This window comes from Lysobacter soyae (assembly GCF_019551435.1).
Taxonomy (GTDB): Bacteria; Pseudomonadota; Gammaproteobacteria; order Xanthomonadales; family Xanthomonadaceae; genus Solilutibacter; species Solilutibacter soyae.
The window spans coordinates 50,845-69,985 of record NZ_CP080544.1 but is presented as its reverse complement, the minus strand read 5'-3'; the positions used below and the strand labels follow the sequence as shown (position 1 = coordinate 69,985).

General features: G+C 60.5%; 17 protein-coding genes. 13 read left to right on the top strand and 4 right to left on the bottom strand.

All coding sequences use genetic code 11. The annotated features are described in order from the left end of the window. Positions 1-133 precede the first annotated feature (133 nt). Together H8L67_RS00410 and H8L67_RS00405 are read left to right on the top strand one after the other, a co-directional pair. On the top strand, positions 134-901 hold the full coding sequence (locus H8L67_RS00410; protein WP_220379842.1) for a lysophospholipid acyltransferase family protein: 768 nt from the start codon (positions 134-136) through the stop codon (positions 899-901). 2 nt (positions 902-903) lie between these two features. Then, positions 904-1,899, top strand: coding sequence for a YheT family hydrolase (locus tag H8L67_RS00405; RefSeq protein ID WP_255555976.1), 996 nt, complete (start codon positions 904-906; stop codon positions 1,897-1,899). Here H8L67_RS00405 and H8L67_RS00400 read toward each other — a convergent pair. Both H8L67_RS00400 and H8L67_RS00395 read right to left on the bottom strand, forming a co-directional pair. Further along, positions 1,874-2,308, bottom strand: a complete 435-nt coding sequence (locus tag H8L67_RS00400) for an META domain-containing protein (RefSeq protein WP_220379841.1) — start codon at positions 2,306-2,308, stop codon at positions 1,874-1,876. The genes H8L67_RS00405 and H8L67_RS00400 overlap by 26 nt on opposite strands. A gap of 21 nt (positions 2,309-2,329) precedes the next feature. Next, a complete protein-coding gene (locus H8L67_RS00395; RefSeq protein ID WP_220379840.1) occupies positions 2,330-3,181 on the bottom strand; it encodes an undecaprenyl-diphosphate phosphatase in 852 nt (283 codons plus the stop codon). A gap of 220 nt (positions 3,182-3,401) precedes the next feature. On the opposite strand from H8L67_RS00395, the gene H8L67_RS00390 reads away from it, so the two are divergent. From H8L67_RS00390 to H8L67_RS00345, 10 genes are all read left to right on the top strand, one after another. Beyond that, complete coding sequence (locus tag H8L67_RS00390; protein WP_255555975.1) at positions 3,402-4,562, top strand: efflux RND transporter periplasmic adaptor subunit; 1,161 nt, start codon at positions 3,402-3,404, stop codon at positions 4,560-4,562. A 4-nt stretch (positions 4,563-4,566) separates the two neighbouring features. Beyond that, a complete protein-coding gene (locus H8L67_RS00385) occupies positions 4,567-7,701 on the top strand; it encodes a multidrug efflux RND transporter permease subunit (protein WP_220379839.1) in 3,135 nt (1,044 codons plus the stop codon). A gap of 2 nt (positions 7,702-7,703) precedes the next feature. Then, positions 7,704-8,213: a GNAT family N-acetyltransferase gene (locus H8L67_RS00380; RefSeq protein WP_220379838.1), complete on the top strand. Its 510-nt coding sequence runs from the start codon at positions 7,704-7,706 to the stop codon at positions 8,211-8,213. 168 nt (positions 8,214-8,381) lie between these two features. Beyond that, positions 8,382-9,791 (top strand): type I glutamate--ammonia ligase, encoded by a 1,410-nt coding sequence (gene glnA, locus H8L67_RS00375; RefSeq protein WP_220379837.1) that lies wholly within the window; start codon positions 8,382-8,384, stop codon positions 9,789-9,791. Positions 9,792-9,900: 109 nt separating this feature from the next. Next, positions 9,901-10,395 (top strand): DUF4442 domain-containing protein, encoded by a 495-nt coding sequence (locus tag H8L67_RS00370; RefSeq protein WP_220379836.1) that lies wholly within the window; start codon positions 9,901-9,903, stop codon positions 10,393-10,395. Positions 10,396-10,402: 7 nt separating this feature from the next. Beyond that, on the top strand, positions 10,403-10,792 hold the full coding sequence (locus H8L67_RS00365) for a DUF2946 family protein (protein WP_220379835.1): 390 nt from the start codon (positions 10,403-10,405) through the stop codon (positions 10,790-10,792). Between the two features lie 54 nt (positions 10,793-10,846). Further along, on the top strand, positions 10,847-12,925 hold the full coding sequence (locus H8L67_RS00360) for a TonB-dependent copper receptor (RefSeq protein WP_220379834.1): 2,079 nt from the start codon (positions 10,847-10,849) through the stop codon (positions 12,923-12,925). A gap of 45 nt (positions 12,926-12,970) precedes the next feature. Further along, positions 12,971-14,008, top strand: a complete 1,038-nt coding sequence (locus tag H8L67_RS00355) for a two-component system sensor histidine kinase NtrB (protein ID WP_220379833.1) — start codon at positions 12,971-12,973, stop codon at positions 14,006-14,008. After that, positions 13,992-15,404: a nitrogen regulation protein NR(I) gene (ntrC, locus tag H8L67_RS00350; RefSeq protein WP_220379832.1), complete on the top strand. Its 1,413-nt coding sequence runs from the start codon at positions 13,992-13,994 to the stop codon at positions 15,402-15,404. The genes H8L67_RS00355 and ntrC overlap by 17 nt, the downstream gene beginning before the upstream one ends. 51 nt (positions 15,405-15,455) lie before the next feature. Next, positions 15,456-15,995 carry a superoxide dismutase family protein gene (locus H8L67_RS00345; RefSeq protein WP_220379831.1) on the top strand — a complete coding sequence of 180 codons (540 nt, stop codon included), beginning with the start codon at positions 15,456-15,458 and terminating at the stop codon, positions 15,993-15,995. A gap of 3 nt (positions 15,996-15,998) precedes the next feature. On the opposite strand, the gene H8L67_RS00340 is transcribed toward H8L67_RS00345, so the two are convergent. Further along, positions 15,999-16,883, bottom strand: a complete 885-nt coding sequence (locus H8L67_RS00340; RefSeq protein WP_220379830.1) for a hypothetical protein — start codon at positions 16,881-16,883, stop codon at positions 15,999-16,001. Between the two features lie 99 nt (positions 16,884-16,982). On the opposite strand from H8L67_RS00340, the gene H8L67_RS00335 reads away from it, so the two are divergent. Then, positions 16,983-18,260: an acetyl-CoA C-acetyltransferase gene (locus H8L67_RS00335; protein WP_220379829.1), complete on the top strand. Its 1,278-nt coding sequence runs from the start codon at positions 16,983-16,985 to the stop codon at positions 18,258-18,260. 44 nt (positions 18,261-18,304) lie between these two features. Here the strand turns inward: H8L67_RS00335 and H8L67_RS00330 are convergent, their stop codons facing one another. Next, the gene (locus tag H8L67_RS00330) at positions 18,305-19,120 is read right to left on the bottom strand and encodes a uroporphyrinogen-III synthase (RefSeq protein WP_220379828.1); all 816 of its coding nucleotides are present in this window, start codon (positions 19,118-19,120) and stop codon (positions 18,305-18,307) included. Positions 19,121-19,141: the final 21 nt, after the last annotated feature.

Genomic DNA, 19,141 nt, shown 5'->3' with positions numbered 1-19,141 from the left:
TGTATGCGGGCAAAGTCGCATCGCTTGAGACAAAGCCGTGGGGATGGACCAGCCGGTGCATACCCCCGCGTCGCAGCCGGCACGGGCATCGCCGTAAAATACGCGCTGGTAGTGCTGCTCAATAATTGTGCCGATGGCAAGTTTCAGACGATTCATCCGCTATGCGTACCGATTGCCACTGATTGCGTGGCACGCGCTGATCGACTTGCCGATCGCGGTCTTCTTCATGCTGCCGATCTTTCACGGCATCAACATCGGCAATACGACGCCCGAAGCTTGGGCCGTGCGTTGGTGGTCGCGCGGCATGATGCGCATTTTCGGATTGCGCATCCGATCCACCGGTGTGCAGTCGCCGGTCGCCACGCTGTTTGTCGCCAATCACGTCAGTTGGGTCGACATCATCGTGTTGCACAGCACGCGCTTGATGGGCTTCGTCGCCAAACAGGAAATCAACGGTTGGCCGGTGGTCGGTTGGATGGCGCGTCGCGCGCAAACCATTTTCCACAAGCGCGGCAGCCAGGATTCCTTGGGCGACGTGATGGACACCATGGTGCGCAGATTGCGCACGGGTCGTTCGGTCGGTGCGTTTCCCGAAGGCGGTACGCGCGATGGCAAGGCCCTCGGCCCATTCCACGCACGCATCTTTTTCGCTGCGGTGGAAGCCCCTGCGCCGGTGCAGCCCGTGGCCATTCAATACGGCACGAATGGCCAATCACAGACGCGCATTGCCTTTCATCGGGGCGAGAGTTTCGGCGGCAATTTGTGGCGGCTGTTGGGTGAGCCGGCGTGCGATGTCGAAGTGAAATATTTGCAGCCAATCCAACCGGAAGAATTCGAGGGCCGCAGCCGGATCGCCGACACCGCGCGTGCACGCATCCAAACCGCGCTAGGATTGGATTGACGGTGTTGCAAGATCGCGGCTTCCATCCGGCCCTGGGGCTTGGCAGCGCGCACATCCAAACGATCTTGTCGTCCAGCGTTTGGCGCGGCTTCCACGTCAAACGAAGCTTGGATGCCACACGCGCGATCCATACATTGAAAGTGGTCGATGCCGGCGACGGCGCGCGCCTGCAAGGCGTCTTGAGCACCCCCCTAAACCCGTCACAGTCCGCGCTGGTGGTCTTGCTGCACGGATGGGAAGGCAGTGTCCACTCGAACTACATGCGTGCCACCACCGCAGCTTTGCTTACGGCGGGCTATCGCGTGTTCCGCTTGAATTTCCGCGATCACGGCGACAGCCATCATCTCAATCCGGATATCTTCCATTCCGCGCGCATTCGCGAAGTCATCGAGGCCATCGCGACCGTGGTGCGGGACATCGACCACACCGATTTGTTTGTGGGCGGTTATTCATTGGGCGGCAACTTCGCGCTGCGTGTCGGCATCCAAGGTGCCGCGAAGCTGCCCACATTACGCCGCACCCTGGCCGTGTGTCCGCCGCTCAATCCGCATCACACCATGCGTCGCATGGAAACCGGGCCGCGCATCTACATCAACTATTTCGAAACCAAATGGCGCCGCTCGCTACGCAAGAAGCGTACGCTATTTCCGGAACGACATGCCTTCGCCGATGAGGTGTTGTCCTTGCCGATGCGCGCGTTGACGCAATGGATGGTGGAGGCGCACACCGACTTCGCGTCGATCGAAGATTACTTCGACGCGTATCTCGTGCCCAACGCGGCACTGGCCGAGGCACCGGTGCGCGCCCACATCCTGATGGCGGCCGATGACCCGGTGATTCCAGTGGGCGACTTCGACGGCTTGGATCGCTTGTCCAATGTGGACTTCGAGCTCCATGTACACGGCGGCCATTGCGGCTTTCTGCGCAATTGGCGCATGCAGGGCTACGCCGAAGACTGGTTCGTGCGTTCGCTCAACCTTGGTTGCGGTCGAAGCTGAGCGTCGCGCCTTGGGCGGTTTTCAGCACCAGCTGATCACCCGCCATTTCCGCTTTGGAACTGCCCTCAATCTGGCGGCCGATTTCCGCTTCGGCTTCCATCAGCGCGGGCTCGCACGCCATCCTCGTCGACATCATGCGTTCGACCTTCAACGTAGAACCCGTCAGCGTGTAGGCGCCGCCCATATGGTTGCAGGCTTCGCTGATGCCCACGCGACCTTTCTCAAACGCAATGGCCACGGGTTTGCCGGGTTTGTTGACCAATGCACCGATCACACCTTGGTTGTCCGTGGCTGTGGCGAGCGACCACTTCGTACCTTCCAATTGCAGCGGTGGTGTGTTTTGGGATCCGGACTGCGGCGCGGCGCAGCCACTTAATACACAGGCGAGTAGAACGGCTCGGATTTTCATGGCGACTCCAGTTGCGTGGACTCAGGCCGTGGCGGGCACCAGTGCCAGCAGAATCGCGGCCAAAATTGCACGATACACAGCGAAGGCCGTGAACCGGTGACTCTGTATATAACGCAGCAACCATTTAACGGCGATGAAGGCGGTGATGGCAGAGGCGACAGAAGCGATGCCTAACGACGTCCAATTCTCTTGGCCCAACTGACCATCTTTGGCCAGCGACAGAAACTCATAGCCCGTCGCCGCAAACATCGTCGGAATGCCGACCAAGAAGGCAAATTCCGTTGCCGCGGCGCGTGATGTGCAGCCGGCCAACAGTGCGACAAAAATCGTGGCGGCCGAACGCGAGGTGCCCGGAAACACACCGGCAACGACTTGCGCCAAGCCGACCAACACAGCGATCGTCCAAGTGATTTGACGGCGTTCGCCATCGCGCGCGGCACGTTTCGCGGCGAAGTGTTCGGCAACCACCATCCACACCGCGCCGATCACCAAGGCATAAGCAATGGGTCGCACGGCATCGGGCAATTCCCAGCCGAGTTTTTTCACCACCAACATGCCGACAACGGTGACCGCGAACGACACGCCCAGTTTGATGACGTAGTCGCGCGCAAAGCCAATACCCAAGCTTTGCCCCGTCTCCGGATGCACGACATCGCGACGACCGAGAAACGCCTGCACCAAGGCAACCAACTTCTTCCAATAGATGAAGACCACCGCGAGAATCGCAGCGGCTTGGATCGCCACGTTGAACAAAACACTGCGATGACCGAGCCATTGCTCGGCGATGATCAGGTGCCCCGTGCTCGAAATCGGCAGGAACTCGGTGATGCCTTCGATGATGCCGAGCAACAACGCATTGAGAAATTCGGGCATGGCGGGGTCGTGACTGGAAAAAGATAGAGTAAAGGCAAACCTGCACGTCACATGTCGGAATCGTGACAGGGAGGCGCAACTTGTCCACGAATCGGCGGCGACGTCAAGACAATACAAGCGCAAACCGAAGTGCGAAAATAGCGCGATCCATGACTTTGTTCATCTACATGCCGCACATCGCGTGCCGCTAAACTGTAGCGCTACCTCAGAGGTCCGAAAGATGCCGAATCGCACTTCCACGTGTTTTGTTCCGGCGCTCGCCGCCGCCCTGTTCCTTTCGGCCTGTGGCGGTAAATCCGATGCCTCGGCCCCAGGTGGCGCACCCGGCGGTGCGATGCCGGCAGCGGAAGTGGGCTACATCGTTGCGCAGCCCGCGGATATTTCCTTCAAGGCGGAAGCCGCCGGTCGCCTGACGCCATACCGCAGCGCCGACGTTCGCGCGCGCGTTCCCGGCATCGTCCAACGCCGACTCTATGACGAAGGCAGCGACGTGCGTGCGGGCCAAGTGTTGTTCCGTATTGATCCGGCGCAATTGCAAGCGGACTCCAGCGCGGCGCAGGCAGCTTTGGCGCGTGCTCAGGCCGAAGCGGCCAACGCAACGGCGAATGCCGCGCGCGCCCGCAAACTGGCACCGGGCAAATTTATTTCCAAGAATGATTTGGATGCCGCACTGGCGGCAGAGCGCAGTGCCAATGCAGCCGTGCAACAAGCCCGTGCCGCTTTGCAAGGCGCGCAGATCAATCAAGGCTATGCCACCGTTCGCGCCCCGATTTCGGGTCGGGCCGGTATCCAACAAGTGACCGAGGGCGCCTTGGTCGGGCAGGGGACCGCCACGCTGCTCACCACCGTCGATCAGATCGATCCGCTCTATGTGGAGTTTTCAGTCGGTGGCAATGAGTTGACGCGCCTGCGTCAGGCCGGCGATGGCGGTGGCTCCAGCGACATCACGGTGATCCTGCCCGACGGCAGTGCCTACGCACATACGGCCAAACTCGATTACGCAGGGAACGTGGTCAATCCCGCGACCGGTGCCGTCAAACTTCGTGCCGTGGTGCCGAATCCGGAACGTCTGTTGATGCCGGGTACCTTTGTGACCGTGCGCGCTTCGCTGGCGGAACAAAAAGGCGCGTTCCGCATTCCGCAAACCGCGGTGTTGCGTGATGCCCAAGGGCCCTACGTGTTGGTGGTGGACGCGCAAGGCAAAGCCGCGCGCAAGGGTCTGCCGGAAGGGCGCCAGGAAGGCGCCGATTACATCGTTGACGGCGGCCTCGCTGCAGGCGACAAGGTCATCGTCAGTGGATTGCAACGCGTGCAACAGCCGGGTCAGCCTGTGAAGGGCGTGCCGGCCGATGCGCCGAAACCCGCCGCCAAACAAGGCTGATCCCGTGCCCCGTTATTTCATCGAGCATCCCGTCTTCGCATGGGTTATTGCGATTCTCGTCTCGTTGGCCGGTGTGCTGGCAATCGGCAATCTCGGCATTGAGTCATACCCGAACATCGCGCCCACGCAAGTCTCCGTGGGCGCGGGCTATCCGGGTGCCAGCGCCGAAACCACCGAACGCGCGGTGACCCAGGTCATCGAACAGCAACTGTCGGGCATCGACAATCTCGATTACTTCAGTTCCTCCAGTTCGAGTGGCCGCGCCAGCATCAACCTGACCTTCAAACCGGGCACCGATCCGGACATCGCGCAGATGCAGGTGCAAAACAAGGTTTCGCAGGCAACGGCGCGATTGCCCACCGAAGTGATTCAATCCGGCGTCACCGTGGCCAAGGCCAACGCCGGCTTTTTGATGGTGGTGGCGTTGAAGTCGACCAATCCCGCGGTCGATCGTGATGCGCTGGGGGACATGATTTCGTCACGCGTGGTGGATCAGATTTCGCGCGTCCCCGGCGTCGGCAGCACGCAGGTGTTCGGCGGCGAGTATTCGATGCAAATCTGGCTCGATCCCGAAAAGTTGCGTTCCTACGGAATGTCGGCGTCGCAAGTGCTCGCGGCCGTACGCGGGCAGAATGTGCAGTTCTCGGCCGGTTCGGTCGGTGGCGAGCCTTCGCCGGATTCGCAAATGTTCACCGCCACAGTGGCGGCCGAAGGGCGCTTCTCAACCGTCAAGGAATTCGAAGACATTTTGCTGCGCACTGACAGCGGTGGCGCTTCGGTGCACCTGAAAGACGTGGCACGGATTGAATTAGCCGGTGCCCACGGGTTCAATCTGAAATGGAATGGCACGCCCGCCGCAGGTTTCGCGGTGCAATTGGCCCCGGGCGCCAACGCGATGGCGGTCGCCAAAGACGTCAAGGCGCGCATGGATGAACTGCAGCCGAGCTTTCCCGCCGGCGTGCAGTGGTTCTCCCCTTTCGATACTTCGACCTTCGTCAAGATCTCGGTCGACGAAGTGGTCAAGACCTTAGCCGAAGCCATTGTGCTGGTGTTCCTGGTCATGCTGCTGTTCTTGCAAAATTTGCGCGCCACCTTGATTCCGACATTGGTCATTCCGGTTGCGTTGCTCGGTACCTTCCTCGGCATGTACGTGCTGGGCTTCACCATCAACCAGTTGTCACTGTTCGGCATGGTCCTCGCGATCGGCATCGTGGTGGATGACGCCATCGTGGTCATTGAGAACGTCGAGCGCTTGATGACTGAAGAAGGCTTGTCGCCTTATGAGGCCACCAAAAAGGCGATGGACCAAATTACCGGTGCGGTCATCGCTATCACCTTGGTGTTGGCCGCGGTATTCATCCCCAGTGCCTTGCAGACAGGCAGTGCAGGCGCAGTGTACAAGCAGTTCGCGCTGACAATCGCCATTGCCATGTTCTTCTCGGCATTTCTGGCCTTGGGGTTCACGCCGGCGCTGTGTGCCAGCTTGCTCAAGCCGACTACGAATCACGAGAGCCGCAATCCGATTTTCCGCGGCTTCAACCGCATTTATGACAAAGTGCAAAGCACTTACGTCGGGCACATCGGCAGCGCTATCCGGCATACGCCGCGTTGGATGGTGGTGTTCCTCGCGCTCGCCATCGTAGGCGGCTTTCTTTTCAGCAAGATGAAAGGCAGCTTCCTGCCTGAAGAAGATCAGGGCTATGCCTTGGTCATGGTGCAGTTGCCTGCCGGTGCCACCTTGCGCCGCACGGAAGCGGTCTTCGAAGACGTGCGAAGCAATCTGGAAAAACTACCCGAGTTTGAAAGCGTCATGCAAGTGGCGGGCTTCAGCTTCATGGGGCAGGGCGAAAACGTCGGCATGGGCTTCATCAAGCTCAAAGATTGGAAAGACCGTGACACCACCGCCACCGAGTTCATCGGCAAGGCCAACGGTGCCATGTTCGGCATTCGTGACGCGCAAGTGTTCGTCATGAACTTGCCGACCGTCAGCGGCCTCGGTCAGTTCGGCGGCTTCGACATGTACTTGCAAGATCGCAGTGGCGCCGGGCGTGAAGCGCTCGGTCAGGCATTGGGCACCTTGATGGCCAAGGCCAGCCAAGACAAATCGCTCATGGCGGTGCGCCCGAACCTGTTGGCCGATGCGCCGCAGCTGAAACTCGATGTCGATCGCGTGCAAGCACAGGCCATGGGCTTGTCGGTGGGTGACATTTACAGCGCCATCCAGTTGATGCTGGCGCCGGTGTATGTCAATGACTTCGTACAAGGCGGCCGCGTCAAACGCGTCACCATGCAAGCGGAAGGTGCCTATCGCACCGGCGCGGAATCCTTGTCGCATTTCTACACGCCGTCGACGACGCAGGATGCCACCGGGGTCGCCGAAATGATTCCGTTGTCCAACGTGGTGCATTCCAAGTGGCAGGTCGCACCGCCGGCACTGCAGCGCTACAACGGCTTTGCCGCCATTGAAGTGGTGGGGCAGCAGGCGGCGGGCTACAGCTCCGGTGATGCGATGAATTCGATGGAGCGCATTGTCGAGAAGGAATTGCCGCAAGGCTTCGGTTACGACTGGGCCGGTCAGAGCTATCAGGAAATTTTGTCGGGCAACCAAACCACCATGCTGATGGTGTTGTCGATCGTGGTGGTCTTCCTCTGCCTCGCCGCCCTGTATGAAAGCTGGACGGTGCCGATCGCGGTGTTGTTGGTGGTGCCGATCGGCATCATGGGCGCGGTTATTTTCTCGATGCTGCGTGGTTTGCCCAACGACATCTACTTCAAGATCGGAATGATCACGGTGATGGGCCTGGCCGCCAAGAACGCGATTTTGATTGTCGAGTTCGCGATCTTCGCGCGTCAGGAAGGCAAGCCCTTGGGTGCGGCAGTGCTGGAAGCGGCACGTCTGCGCTTGCGACCGATCTTGATGACCTCGTTGGCCTTTATCGCCGGCGTGGTGCCACTGGCCATCTCTACCGGCGCAGGTGCCAACGCGCGTCACGCCATCGGTACCGGTGTGATCGGCGGCATGGTGTTCGCGACGGTGCTCGGTCTGCTGTTCATCCCGGTGTTCTACGTCGCTGTGCGCTGGATGCTGGGCGATCGCCTGGAATCCGAATCGGCTCCCGCGGAAAAGAAAGCAGGCTGAGCATGGCGAACGACGCACCTCAGGATGTCCGGCTGATTCGTTTTACAGACGAGTTGGCCGGTGAATTCCACGACATCAATGTCGAATGGATCACCTCGATGTTCAAACTCGAGGACACCGATCGTGAGGTGCTGGAGAATCCGCGTGCCCGAATCATCGCGCCCGGCGGCGACATCTTGTTCGCCGAAATCGACGGGCTCGGTGTGGTCGGCACCTGTGCGTTGCAACGAACGGGTGAAGGCGGCATCGAGCTGACCAAGATGGGCGTGCGTGAATCGGCGCGCGGTAAGAAAGCCGGCGAATTCCTGTTGCAGCATGGGATTGCGCGCGGCATTGAGATGGGCGCCGATCCGCTCTATCTGCTGACCAACAAACGTTGCGCCGCAGCGATTCATCTCTACGAGAAACTCGGCTTTGTCCACGATCCGGACATCGCCGCGCGCTATGGCACACGCTACGAACGCTGTGACGTTGCCATGCGTTACGCGGGCGCCGCTGCCCCCGCGGCTTGAGTCACACGGAATAAGACAAGTTGCACCGACATGGTGCAATTGCCGCCCGTTCTGGTGCGAAACAGACGGATCTCGTGGCGGTGAAGTATATAAATCAAGCGCTTGCGTGCCATTCAAGCTTGGCATGCGCTTTGCTTTATCTCATGCATCCCTTCTACCGAGTCCGCCATGTCCATCGAAAACGTTCTGAAACTCGTTAAAGACCACGCCATCGAATTCGTCGATTTGCGTTTCGCCGACATGCGCGGCGTCCAGCACCACGTCACGTTCCCGGCTCACATCGTCGATGAAAGCCTGTTCGAAGACGGCCGCATGTTTGACGGCAGTTCGATCACCGGTTGGCGCGGTATTCAAAACTCGGACATGGTCCTGCTGCCTGACGCGAGCACCGCCTTCGTCGATCCGTTCACCATGCATCCGACGCTGGTGCTGACCTGCGACATTCTCGACCCGACCACCATGCAAGCCTATTCGCGCGATCCGCGTGGGGTCGCACGCCGTGCCGAAGCTTATTTGAAAGCCAGCGGCATCGCCGAGCAGGCATTCTTCGGTCCGGAACCCGAGTTCTTCATTTTCGACTCGGTGCGTTTTGCGAACGAAATGGGTCACACCTTCTTCCAAGTCGACTCCGAAGAAGCGCATTGGAACTCGGGTCGTGACTACGACGGACGCAACCACGGCTACCGTCCGATGGTGAAAGGCGGTTACTTCCCCGTCGCACCGCTCGATTCTCTGCACGACATCCGCGCCGACATGTGCAAAGTGCTGACCGAAACCGGCATCGAAGTCGAAGTGCATCACCATGAAGTCGCCAACGCCGGCCAATGCGAAATCGGCACGCGTTTCGACACCTTGGTGAAGAAAGCCGACGACCTGCTCACGATGAAATACATCATCAAGCAAGTCGCGCATCGCGAAGGCAAAACTGCGACCTTCATGCCGAAGCCGATCGTCGGCGACAACGGCAGCGGCATGCACGTGCACATGTCTTTGGCCAAGGGCGGCCAGAATTTGTTCTCGGGTGACGGCTACGGCGGTCTGTCGCAAATGGCGCTGTGGTACATCGGCGGCATCTTCAAGCACGCACGTGCCATCAACGCCTTCGCCAACAGCACCACCAACTCCTACAAGCGTTTGGTGCCGGGCTATGAAGCCCCGGTGATGTTGGCCTATTCGGCCTCGAACCGTTCGGCCTCCTGCCGCATTCCGCATGTCTCGAATCCGAAAGCGCGCCGCATTGAAATCCGCTTCCCCGATCCGATGAACACCGGTTACCTGACCTTTGCCGCATTGATGATGGCGGGTCTTGACGGCATCAAGAACCAAATCGATCCCGGCAGCCCGAGCGACAAAGACTTGTATGACTTGCCGCCGGAAGAAGAAAAGAACATCCCGACCGTTTGCCATTCGCTCGACCAAGCCCTGGAAGCTTTGGACAAAGACCGCGAATTCCTCAAGGCCGGCGGCGTGTTCACCGATGACTTCATCGACGGCTACATCGCGATGAAGTCGAAGGAAGTCACTGCGTTCCGCGCGGCCACGCACCCGCTGGAATATCAGATGTACTACACGATCTGATCCTCACGAGGCTCGCGAGAAAGCCCCGCCAAGCGCGGGGCTTTTTTGTGCGTCGGGCAAAACTGCCTTGTTATGATGGCCACAGGAAGCAATACGAGACAGTATCGACGTGGAACGCACGGCAGCCGAGCAATTTCGCAAACGCATTCAAGGGCGTTGGGCGTTTCGCGCCTTCCTGTTGTTCAAGCTGCCGTTGGCGCTGTTGGCCGGATTGCGCATTGAATCAATCAGCGCGGACGCCTGTGCCGTTAGTGTTCCGCACGGATGGCGTTCGACCAATCCTTTCAAATCCACCTATTTCGCCGCACTCGCGATGGCGGCCGAGCTCTCCACAGGCGCGATGGTGATGGCGGAACTGCAAGGCTTGCCGCAAAAGACCGGCATGTTGGTGAAGCGCGCGGAAGCTGAATTTCTCGTCCGGGCCACGGCGAAGGCCAGCTTCACCTGCGTAGGCGGCGCTGCCATTCGCGCTGCCGTGGATGAAGCCGTGCGTACCGGCGAAGCTGTCCTGCTGCCGCTTGAAACCGTCGGCCGCATGCCAGACGGCACCGAAGTGGCACGCTTCGTCTTCACTTGGTCCATCGTGGCAAAAGCTCGCGTATAGTCGCCACGTGCAGAACGCCCGCCACCATCCGTTGCTGATCAAACTCGCATTGCTCGCCGCAATGCTGATGGCGTTTGCCCCGGGAGTGAGCCGAATGCTGGCCGAACCGTCGAACCCGGTCGGCAACATCGTCGAAGCGATGTGCACGAAAGTCGGCATGCAGTACATCAGCCTGCCGATGAGCATTCACGACAAGGAAGCGACGCCGGTCGGCAAGCACGAAGCCGCCTGCGGTTACTGCGCACTGCTGGGCGGCACCGCGCTGCTCGCGGTTGCGATCTTCATCGCGCTCTTCCTGCCGTTCGTACGCCTGCGCTTGCCCCTGCTGCATGTACGCCGGCATATACCCGCGCCTGCCACATCGCTCGGCTCTCGAGGGCCACCGCTGTACGCCTGATTCCTGACACCTTTTTGCGGGCGCCTGCCTGCAGTCACAGAATTTGGAGTACACATGAATACCTTGAACAGGGCGGCGCGCGCACGCGCACGCCTGTCGTTGGCTGTGGCCATGGCTCTGGCGACGATGCCGGCCTTGGCCCAACAAAATCCCTCCGATACCGAACACGTGGAAGCGCCGGCAGTCACACTTGAAAAAGTGGTGGTGACCGCAGCGCCGGTGTCGCCACTCACCTTCGAACTGGAAACAAAACTGCCGCGGCAACCGGTGCCCGCCAGTGACGGCGCCGACTATTTGAAAACGGTTCCCGGCTTCAATGCGATTCGTAACGGCGGCACCAATGGCGATCCGGTGCTGCGCGGCATGCACGGCTCACGCCTCAACATCCTCACCGACGAAGGCACCATGCCCGGTGGATGTCCGGCGCGCATGGACAATCCCTTGTCTTATGTCTCACCGGAAAACTTCGATCGATTGATCGTGGTGAAGGGGCCGCAAACCGTGCTCTGGGGCCCTGGTGCCTCTGCGGGCACGATCCGTTTCGACCGCCTCGGCAAACGCATGACCGAATCGCCTTTTGAAGGCGGAGGCAGCCTGATGGCGGGCGCCTTCAATCGCCGCGACGCGGCCGTCGATCTGCGCATGGGCAAACCACTTGTTTTCTTGCGTACAACCGCCAACCATTCGCAAGCCGACGACTACACCGATGGCAACGGCGACATCGTGCCTTCCGCATGGAAGAAATGGAACGCGGACGTCAGCCTCGGCTACACGCCGGATGACGACACGGTCATCCAACTCAATGCCGGCAGCGGTGACGGCGAAGCCAAGTACGCCGGGCGCGGCATGGATGGCCGTCAATTCAAGCGCGAGCATCTCTCGCTGCAGGCGCGTACCACCGGTATGCAAGGGGTGTTGGCGGGCTACGAAGCCTCGCTCTACTACAACCGCGCCGACCACATCATGGACAACTACAGTCTTCGCACGCCGAACCCGAAGAGCATGATGGCCATGCCCATGTACGCCGATGTTGACCGCACGACAACGGGCGGACGTGTGGCGCTGAGTTGGCAACTCGGCCGGCTAAGCCTGGCGACCGGTGGCGATTTCAGTCGCAGTGAACACCGCAGTCGTGTCGGGGGTCCGGACACACCGCCCGAACAACTGCCTTGGGTCGACGATGCGCGACTCGCCAACTCCGGTCTCTTCGTGGAAGCGACATGGAAAGGCGCGAACACCGCACAAATCGTCTTCGGTGCGCGCGGTGATCGCGCAACGGTGCAAGATCTGCGCGCCATGACCGACGGTATGATGCCGCGTCCCAACCCGACCCGGGGACAAACGCGTCAAGCCACCTTGGCCAGCGGCTTCCTCCGAATCGAAAGCAATTCAAGCGCGGCATTGCAGTGGTATGCCGGCCTCGGTCATGTTGAACGCATGCCCGACTATTGGGAGCTGTTCTCCGCCACCCTCGGTCCAGTGGGAAGCGTTAACGCGTTCAGCGCGTTACGGCCGGAGCAAACCACACAATGGGATGTCGGTTTCGCCTACCAAACGCGCACCGTGTCGCTTTGGGCCAACGGTTACATCGGCCGAATTCACGACTACATCGAATTCTCCGATCTGCCCATGGGCATGATGCGCAGCACCCGCGCGAACAAGATCGATGCCAACATCCACGGCCTGGAAGCCGGTGGCAGCTGGCGCATTGCCTCGCATTGGCGCACCGAAGGCAGCGTTGCCTACGCCTGGGGCGAGCATAGCGACAGTCATACACCGCTGGGACAAATCCCGCCGTTGGAGGCGCGATGGACCTTGGCCTATGAAACAAATCGCTGGGGCCTGTCGTTGCTCGGTCGCGGTGTACGCGGGCAAGACCGCATTGCGCCGGGCCAGGGCAATGTGGTCGGTCGGGATATCGATGCCAGTCGCGGCTTCAGCACATGGGCACTCAATGCCCATTGGCAGCTCAGCAACGCACTGACGCTCAGCGGTGGCATCGACAACGCCTTCAATCGGGTTTACAGCGAACATTTGAACCGAACCGGCAGTGTCGATTTTGGCTATACGGCGGATCCGGTGCGCATCAACGAACCCGGTCGAACCGTGTGGATCAAGTTGACCTGGCGCTAATCCGCCAAGGCGCGATCGGGCGGCGCTGTGCCCCATAATGGTGCAATGACCGTCCCGATCGCCCACACTGACGACCTGCAAACCCCGGTGGTGTGCTGCGATGCCGACGGCATCATCCAACATGCCAACCCGGCCTTCGCGCGTTGGCTGCAAGTCGGTCAACGGCGGCTGCTCAATCAACCGCTGACCGCATTGGAAATGCAGACGCGTCGTTTGACCGACGCGCTTGCCGATCTACAACCGGAAACGCCACCGATGAAGTTGCATCGGGTGGCGTTCGCGATGCCCGGCCTGCCATTGACCCGTTTTGCTGATGTCTGGGTGGCGAGAACGCCTTCGGGTTTTTTGCTCGAAGCGCATCCGGTTGACGAGTTCTCCACCGCCACCAGCGGCGAGGCGCTGTCGGCCGCGATTGCGGCGGCGATGAAAGGCCTGGCGCACGAACTGCGCAATCCATTGGCCGGCATTCGCGGTGCCACGCAATTGCTCTCACGCCATCGCGATGAAACACGCAACGAAGAACTGACGCGTCTCATCCAATCCGAAGTCGACCGACTCACGCAGATGTTGGATCGATTGATCTCGCCACAGGCGGAAACGCCGCACACCTTGTTGAACCTGCACGCCATTCTCGATCGCGTGCAACGCCTCGCTGAGAACGATGCCGGCTGGTCGGTCAAAATCAATCGCGACTACGACCCGAGTCTCCCGGATATCGAAGGCGACGCCGATCGTCTGACCCAAGCCGTTTGGAATCTGGTGCGCAACGCCATCGAAGCCGGATCCAGCCAAGTGATTTTGCGTACGCGTGCCGAACACGGCGTCCGGATTGCCGATGTGCCGCACGCCCTGTGTTTCCGGCTCGATATCGTCGACGACGGCAACGGCGTGCCCGAATCCTTGGCCGAACAAGTGTTTCTGCCGTTGGTGACCGGTCGCGCCGAAGGCAGTGGCCTCGGTCTCGCGCTCGCGCAGCAAGTGGCACGCGAGCACGGCGGCACCGTCAGTTACAAATCACGTCCCGGCCACACCGTGTTCACCCTCACTTTGCCCTATGCCGAGAGCGATGACCGAGATGGCTGATCAAGACATTTGGGTGGTCGACGACGAACAAGCCGTGCGTTTTGTTCTGTCCACGACGTTGGCGGATGCCGGATACAAGGTCGAATCCTTTTCGCAAACCGCAGAGGTCGAACGCGCATTGACCGAAGGTCGCAGTCCGCGACTTCTACTGACCGATGTGCGCATGCCGGGTGAGGATGGTTTGAGTTTTCTTGCGCGGTTCAAAACGGCGCACGCCGATATTCCGGTGATCGTGGTGAGTGCCTTTACCGATGTGAAGTCCACCGCCAGCGCGTTTCGCAGCGGTGCCTACGATTTCATTTCCAAGCCTTTCGATCTCGATGAAGCACTACGTGTGGTGGAAAGGGCGCTGGGATCGACGCGCGATGAAACACCGCCGGAGGCCCAAGAAACGGTCGACGTGCCGCAATTGATCGGCAAAGCACCGGCGATGCAAGCCTTGTTCCGCACCTTGGGGCGTGCCGCCCAAACCGCCATGAGTGTGCTGATCACCGGTGAGACCGGCACCGGCAAAGAGCTCATCGCACGCGCCCTGCATCACGAGTCGCCGCGCGCCCGTGCACCGTTCATTGCGTTGAACACCGCGGCAATTCCAGCCGAGTTGTTGGAATCCGAACTTTTCGGTCACGAGGCCGGTGCGTTTACCGGCGCGCAGCAAAAACGCATCGGTCGCTTTGAACAAGCGAACGGCGGCACCTTGTTCCTGGATGAAATCGGCGACATGCCGGCAGCCTTGCAAACGCGCTTGCTGCGCGTGCTCTCCGAAGGGGAGTTTTTTCGCGTTGGCGGCCGTGAATTGATTGGCGTCGATGTGCGCATCATCGCGGCGACGCATCAACCGCTGGAACGCTTGGTGCAAGAAGGCCGTTTTCGCGCCGATCTGTTGCACCGTTTGGACGTGATTCGCGTGGTGGTGCCGCCCTTGCGCGAACGCAAATCCGATCTGCCCGAATTGGCCGATGCCTTTCTTGCGGCCTGTGCGGCCACCATGGGCGTGCGGAAAAAACAATTCGATCGCGGTGCATTGAAGCGCTTGCAGGCGTATGACTGGCCCGGCAATGTGCGTGAGTTGGAAAACCTGTGTTGGCGTGTCACCGCATTGGCGGCCTCCGATCAGATCGGCGTGCATGAGGTCGATGCGGTGATGCATCGCCAAACCCCGGCGACCGGCAGCGCTTGGGAAAATGCCTTGGCGCTCTGGGCATCCGAAGCGCTGCGCGAAGGCCTTTCATCGCCGCACGCGCAGGCACGCGCCAAGCTGGACGACATCCTCATGCAGGAAGCCTTGCGTCTCACCGGCGGCAATCGCAGCGAGGCCGCGCAACGCCTGGGACTCGGCCGCAATACCCTGACGCGCAAGCTCGGATCCCTGCGGCCGCCCTCATCGTCAGATTGAGTGCACAGGCTGCATGTTTGAATGCAACTTCCAGCTCAAGGAGTCCGCATCATGAAAAACCTGCTTTTGACCAGTGCCGTCGTTCTCGCGCTTTCCGCCTGCGCCGCACCTGACAGCAAGTCCCGGGCGGGCAGCGCCGACAAGGCCGCGAGCGCCGTGATGGCGGCGAAATCCGGCAGCCAAGTCGCCGGCACCCTCGAAATGATGACGATGGGCAACGGCGTGCACGTCATGGGCACGCTCACCGGTTTGGCACCCAATCAATCCTTCGGTTTTCATGTGCATGAAAAGGGCGATTGCAGCGCCGCTGATGCAACGAGTGCGGGCGGTCACTTCAATCCGACGGCGCAGCCGCATGGCAGCGCCGAGTCTGCCGCGCATCATGCCGGCGACATGGACAACATCAAATCGGATGAGAACGGCAGCGCACGTGTGAGCTTCCATATCGAGAATGTCGGCTTGGGCAATGGCAGTGCAACCGATATCAATGGCCGGGCGTTGGTGGTGCATGCCAAGCCGGATGATTACACCACGCAGCCGTCCGGCAACTCGGGCGACCGCATCGCCTGCGGTGTGATCACGCTGAAATAAGACTCAAAGCTGCGCGCGGGCGTCAGTGCTGCCCGCGCAGCAGTCGAAGACCACGGGAATGCCGTGGGTTTCAAGCACCGCGGCGATTTGCCGTTGCCGTGCTTCGAAGTATTTGAGAACACGCGCCAAACGCTGTTCGTCGTCATTCGAATCCCCGTAATGCGCACGCCAAGCTTCAGGCGTGAACAACGCCAGGTGCGCTTCGCCATCGGCCAGTTTGATCAAGGGTTCCGGCGCTTGATCCAGCCACACGGTTTCTTCCGGCGCGAACAGCGCCGATTCGATCAACGGCCAAACGTGTTCCAAACCCATGTTGGCGTACTGCATCGATGTCATGGCAATCAGATCGTTCAGCGTCAGATAACGCACGTGTTCAATGCGCGCACCGAGCGCGTTTTGCAAAAACAACGCCGTCTCCGCACGCGCCATGCCGCGCTCGAGTAATTGCGCTTCCAGCGTGTCTTCGAGCACCGCCACGGCATCGCCGTCCAATGCCGGCGCTGTCAGCAAGAAAGGCATCACGCGCAGTGCGCCACCGACCAAATCCGCATCGCACTGCAGCGGTTGCGGAATCGCGCCGTTGTCATCGGCGCCCAGTGCGATCAAACGCGCATCGGGCGTTTTGCCCGGCGCACGCGCATGCAGTTCAATCAATCGTTGATGCAGCGGCCAGCCCGGACGCACGGCTTCCGCCGGGTCGAAATGCGCGGCGACCAAGGTCAGATCAAAGCGCGAGATTTCCGGCACCAACAAACTCAAATCGTGCGCCAGCAAGCCGGCCAGCGCGTCGGCTTCCGTACGCTTCAGGGCTGCATGTTCGGGTTGCGTACCCGGCGCGAGTTCAAGGGCAATGAGGCAACGCACGGAGCGGTGGTTATTTTTTGTCATCTTGCAGTGCGCGCGCTTCGGAAAACCGACTGAATAGGCTTTAATTGTATGTGACTGCCGTGCAAACACGCCGGCCCGAACCATGAAAAGGACAGTGAGATGAAAACCCTGCGACCCGTGGCTGTACTCGGTGGTAGCCGAATCCCGTTCTGTCGGCAGAACACCGCCTATGCCGACGTCGGCAATTTGGGTCTGTCGATCCGTGCGCTGGGCGCAACCGTCGAAAAATTCGGCCTGCAAGGGCAAGTGCTCGGCGAAGTCATCATGGGTGCCGTCATCAAACATTCGTCGGATTGGAATCTCGCGCGCGAAGCCGTGCTGTCGTCCGGCTTGTCACCGCTGACACCGGCCATCACGCTGCAGCGCGCCTGCGGCACCTCGTTGGATGCGTTGGTGGCGATTGGCAACAAAATCGCCACCGGTCAAATCGAGGCCGGGATCGGCGGCGGTTCAGACACCACCTCCGATGTGCCGATTGTCTACAGCGAAAAGCTGCGTCGCATTTTGTTAAATGCGAACGCGGCCAAGAAGCCCATCGACAAACTCAAAGCCTTCAGCAAATTCCGCTTCGGTGCACTCAAACCGTCTTTCCCCGGCGTGGCCGAGCCGCGTACCGGAAAGTCGATGGGTCAGCATTGCGAAGACATGGCGCGCGAATGGGGCATCACGCGCGAAGACCAAGATGCGCTCGCAGCCAGTTCGCACAAAAAACTGGCCGCCGCCTATGAGCGCGGATTCTTCGACGATCTCGTGGTGCCGTTCCGCGGCGTCACGCGTGACAACATCCTGCGCCCCGATACCTCTGTCGAAAAATTGGCCACCTTGAAACCCGCGTTCGATCGCACCTCTGGTAAAGGCACACTCACCGCCGGCAATTCAACGCCGCTCACCGACGGCGCATCCGCCTGTTTGTTGGCTAGCGACGAGTGGGCACGCGCGCACAATATCGAACCGCTTTGCTATTTGCGTGATGCGCAATCGGCCGCGGTGGATTTTGTCGGCGGCGAAGGTTTGTTGATGGCGCCGACGGTTGCCGTCCCCGAAATGCTTGCCCGTAACGGCCTCAGCTTGCAGGACTTTGATTTCTACGAAATCCACGAAGCGTTTGCCGCACAGGTCTTGTGCACCTTGAAAGCATGGGAAGACGACACCTATTGCCGGGAGCGTCTCGGTTTGCCGGGTGCGTTAGGCGCTATTGATCGCAACAAGATGAACCCGAACGGTTCGTCCTTGGCCACCGGTCACCCGTTCGCCGCGACCGGTGCGCGCATCATTGCCACGGCTGCCAAGGAATTGGCGCAGCGCGGTGGTGGTCGTTGCTTGGTGAGCATCTGCACCGCAGGCGGCATGGGCGTCGTCGCGATTCTCGAACGCTGATCAACGCGCGACGGCGGCCATCGCCGTCGTGATAGGCGTTCGCGCTAGGTTTCCAATAGCGCGAGTGCCGCGTGCACCAAGTCCTCAGGCATCGGCGACCGCGCCACCGCACAAAAACCCTTCTCCACCGCGTGGAGAAGGGAGAGCTGTCCCTCTCCATCTTTGATGGAGAGGGTGCCCCCAAAGGGGGCGGGTGAGGCGCTCTCCATCAACCGCTGACTCCCCACCACAAATCGCCACTGCGCAAAATCCGCCGCCTCGGGTATCTGTGGCAGTAAGGCTTCGAACGCTTCAGCACTGGTGATCGCGAGAATCCGCATGCCCTCTGCCGCGCACACGCGATCCCATTCGGCGGCGCTGATCGTGCGCGGCACACGCGCATAAATATCGGCACGTGTGACGCGTGCACCACGCGCAATCAATCTCGGCTGTAGCATGCCGCGGCCGCCTTCGCCGGTCACCAAACCGATGCCGACACCATCCACATCGGTCAACACCGGCATGCCGAGCATGCCTTCGCTGTCCATGCGATCGGGCGCGCGCGCCTGGCGCACACCGCGATTCACCAAGGTTTTTTGCGTGCCCGCGCCGGTCGCCACCACGACACGTCGGTTCAATGCGCCTGGCAAATCCAGCACCTCCGCGGCCACATTCACCGCCGTCGGGCTGGTGAAAACCACCACCGACTCGCGCAATGCCGAAAGCAAACGCGTTACAGTGTCGTCCGTCAATCGCGTTTCGATGTCCATCGATTCCAGCGGAATCAAAGACCCGCCGGCGCTTGATACCGCGTGAGACAACGGGGCATTCAATGCGTCGGGGCGTGTAGACAGCAAATGCCAAGTGGCCTGTGGATTCATTGTCCGAGTGTGGATGCGGTA

What these genes read in the sequence shown, in the direction of transcription:
- H8L67_RS00410 (WP_220379842.1), top strand. Translation starts at nt 134, where the DNA reads ATGGCAAGTTTCAGACGATTCATCCGCTATGCGTACCGATTGCCACTG.
- H8L67_RS00400 (WP_220379841.1), bottom strand. Translation starts at nt 2,308, where the DNA reads ATGAAAATCCGAGCCGTTCTACTCGCCTGTGTATTAAGTGGCTGCGCC.
- H8L67_RS00395 (WP_220379840.1), bottom strand. Translation starts at nt 3,181, where the DNA reads ATGCCCGAATTTCTCAATGCGTTGTTGCTCGGCATCATCGAAGGCATC.
- H8L67_RS00390 (WP_255555975.1), top strand. Translation starts at nt 3,402, where the DNA reads ATGCCGAATCGCACTTCCACGTGTTTTGTTCCGGCGCTCGCCGCCGCC.
- H8L67_RS00380 (WP_220379838.1), top strand. Translation starts at nt 7,704, where the DNA reads ATGGCGAACGACGCACCTCAGGATGTCCGGCTGATTCGTTTTACAGAC.
- glnA (WP_220379837.1), top strand. Translation starts at nt 8,382, where the DNA reads ATGTCCATCGAAAACGTTCTGAAACTCGTTAAAGACCACGCCATCGAA.
- H8L67_RS00360 (WP_220379834.1), top strand. Translation starts at nt 10,847, where the DNA reads ATGAATACCTTGAACAGGGCGGCGCGCGCACGCGCACGCCTGTCGTTG.
- H8L67_RS00355 (WP_220379833.1), top strand. Translation starts at nt 12,971, where the DNA reads ATGACCGTCCCGATCGCCCACACTGACGACCTGCAAACCCCGGTGGTG.
- ntrC (WP_220379832.1), top strand. Translation starts at nt 13,992, where the DNA reads ATGACCGAGATGGCTGATCAAGACATTTGGGTGGTCGACGACGAACAA.
- H8L67_RS00345 (WP_220379831.1), top strand. Translation starts at nt 15,456, where the DNA reads ATGAAAAACCTGCTTTTGACCAGTGCCGTCGTTCTCGCGCTTTCCGCC.
- H8L67_RS00340 (WP_220379830.1), bottom strand. Translation starts at nt 16,883, where the DNA reads ATGACAAAAAATAACCACCGCTCCGTGCGTTGCCTCATTGCCCTTGAA.
- H8L67_RS00335 (WP_220379829.1), top strand. Translation starts at nt 16,983, where the DNA reads ATGAAAACCCTGCGACCCGTGGCTGTACTCGGTGGTAGCCGAATCCCG.
- H8L67_RS00330 (WP_220379828.1), bottom strand. Translation starts at nt 19,120, where the DNA reads ATGAATCCACAGGCCACTTGGCATTTGCTGTCTACACGCCCCGACGCA.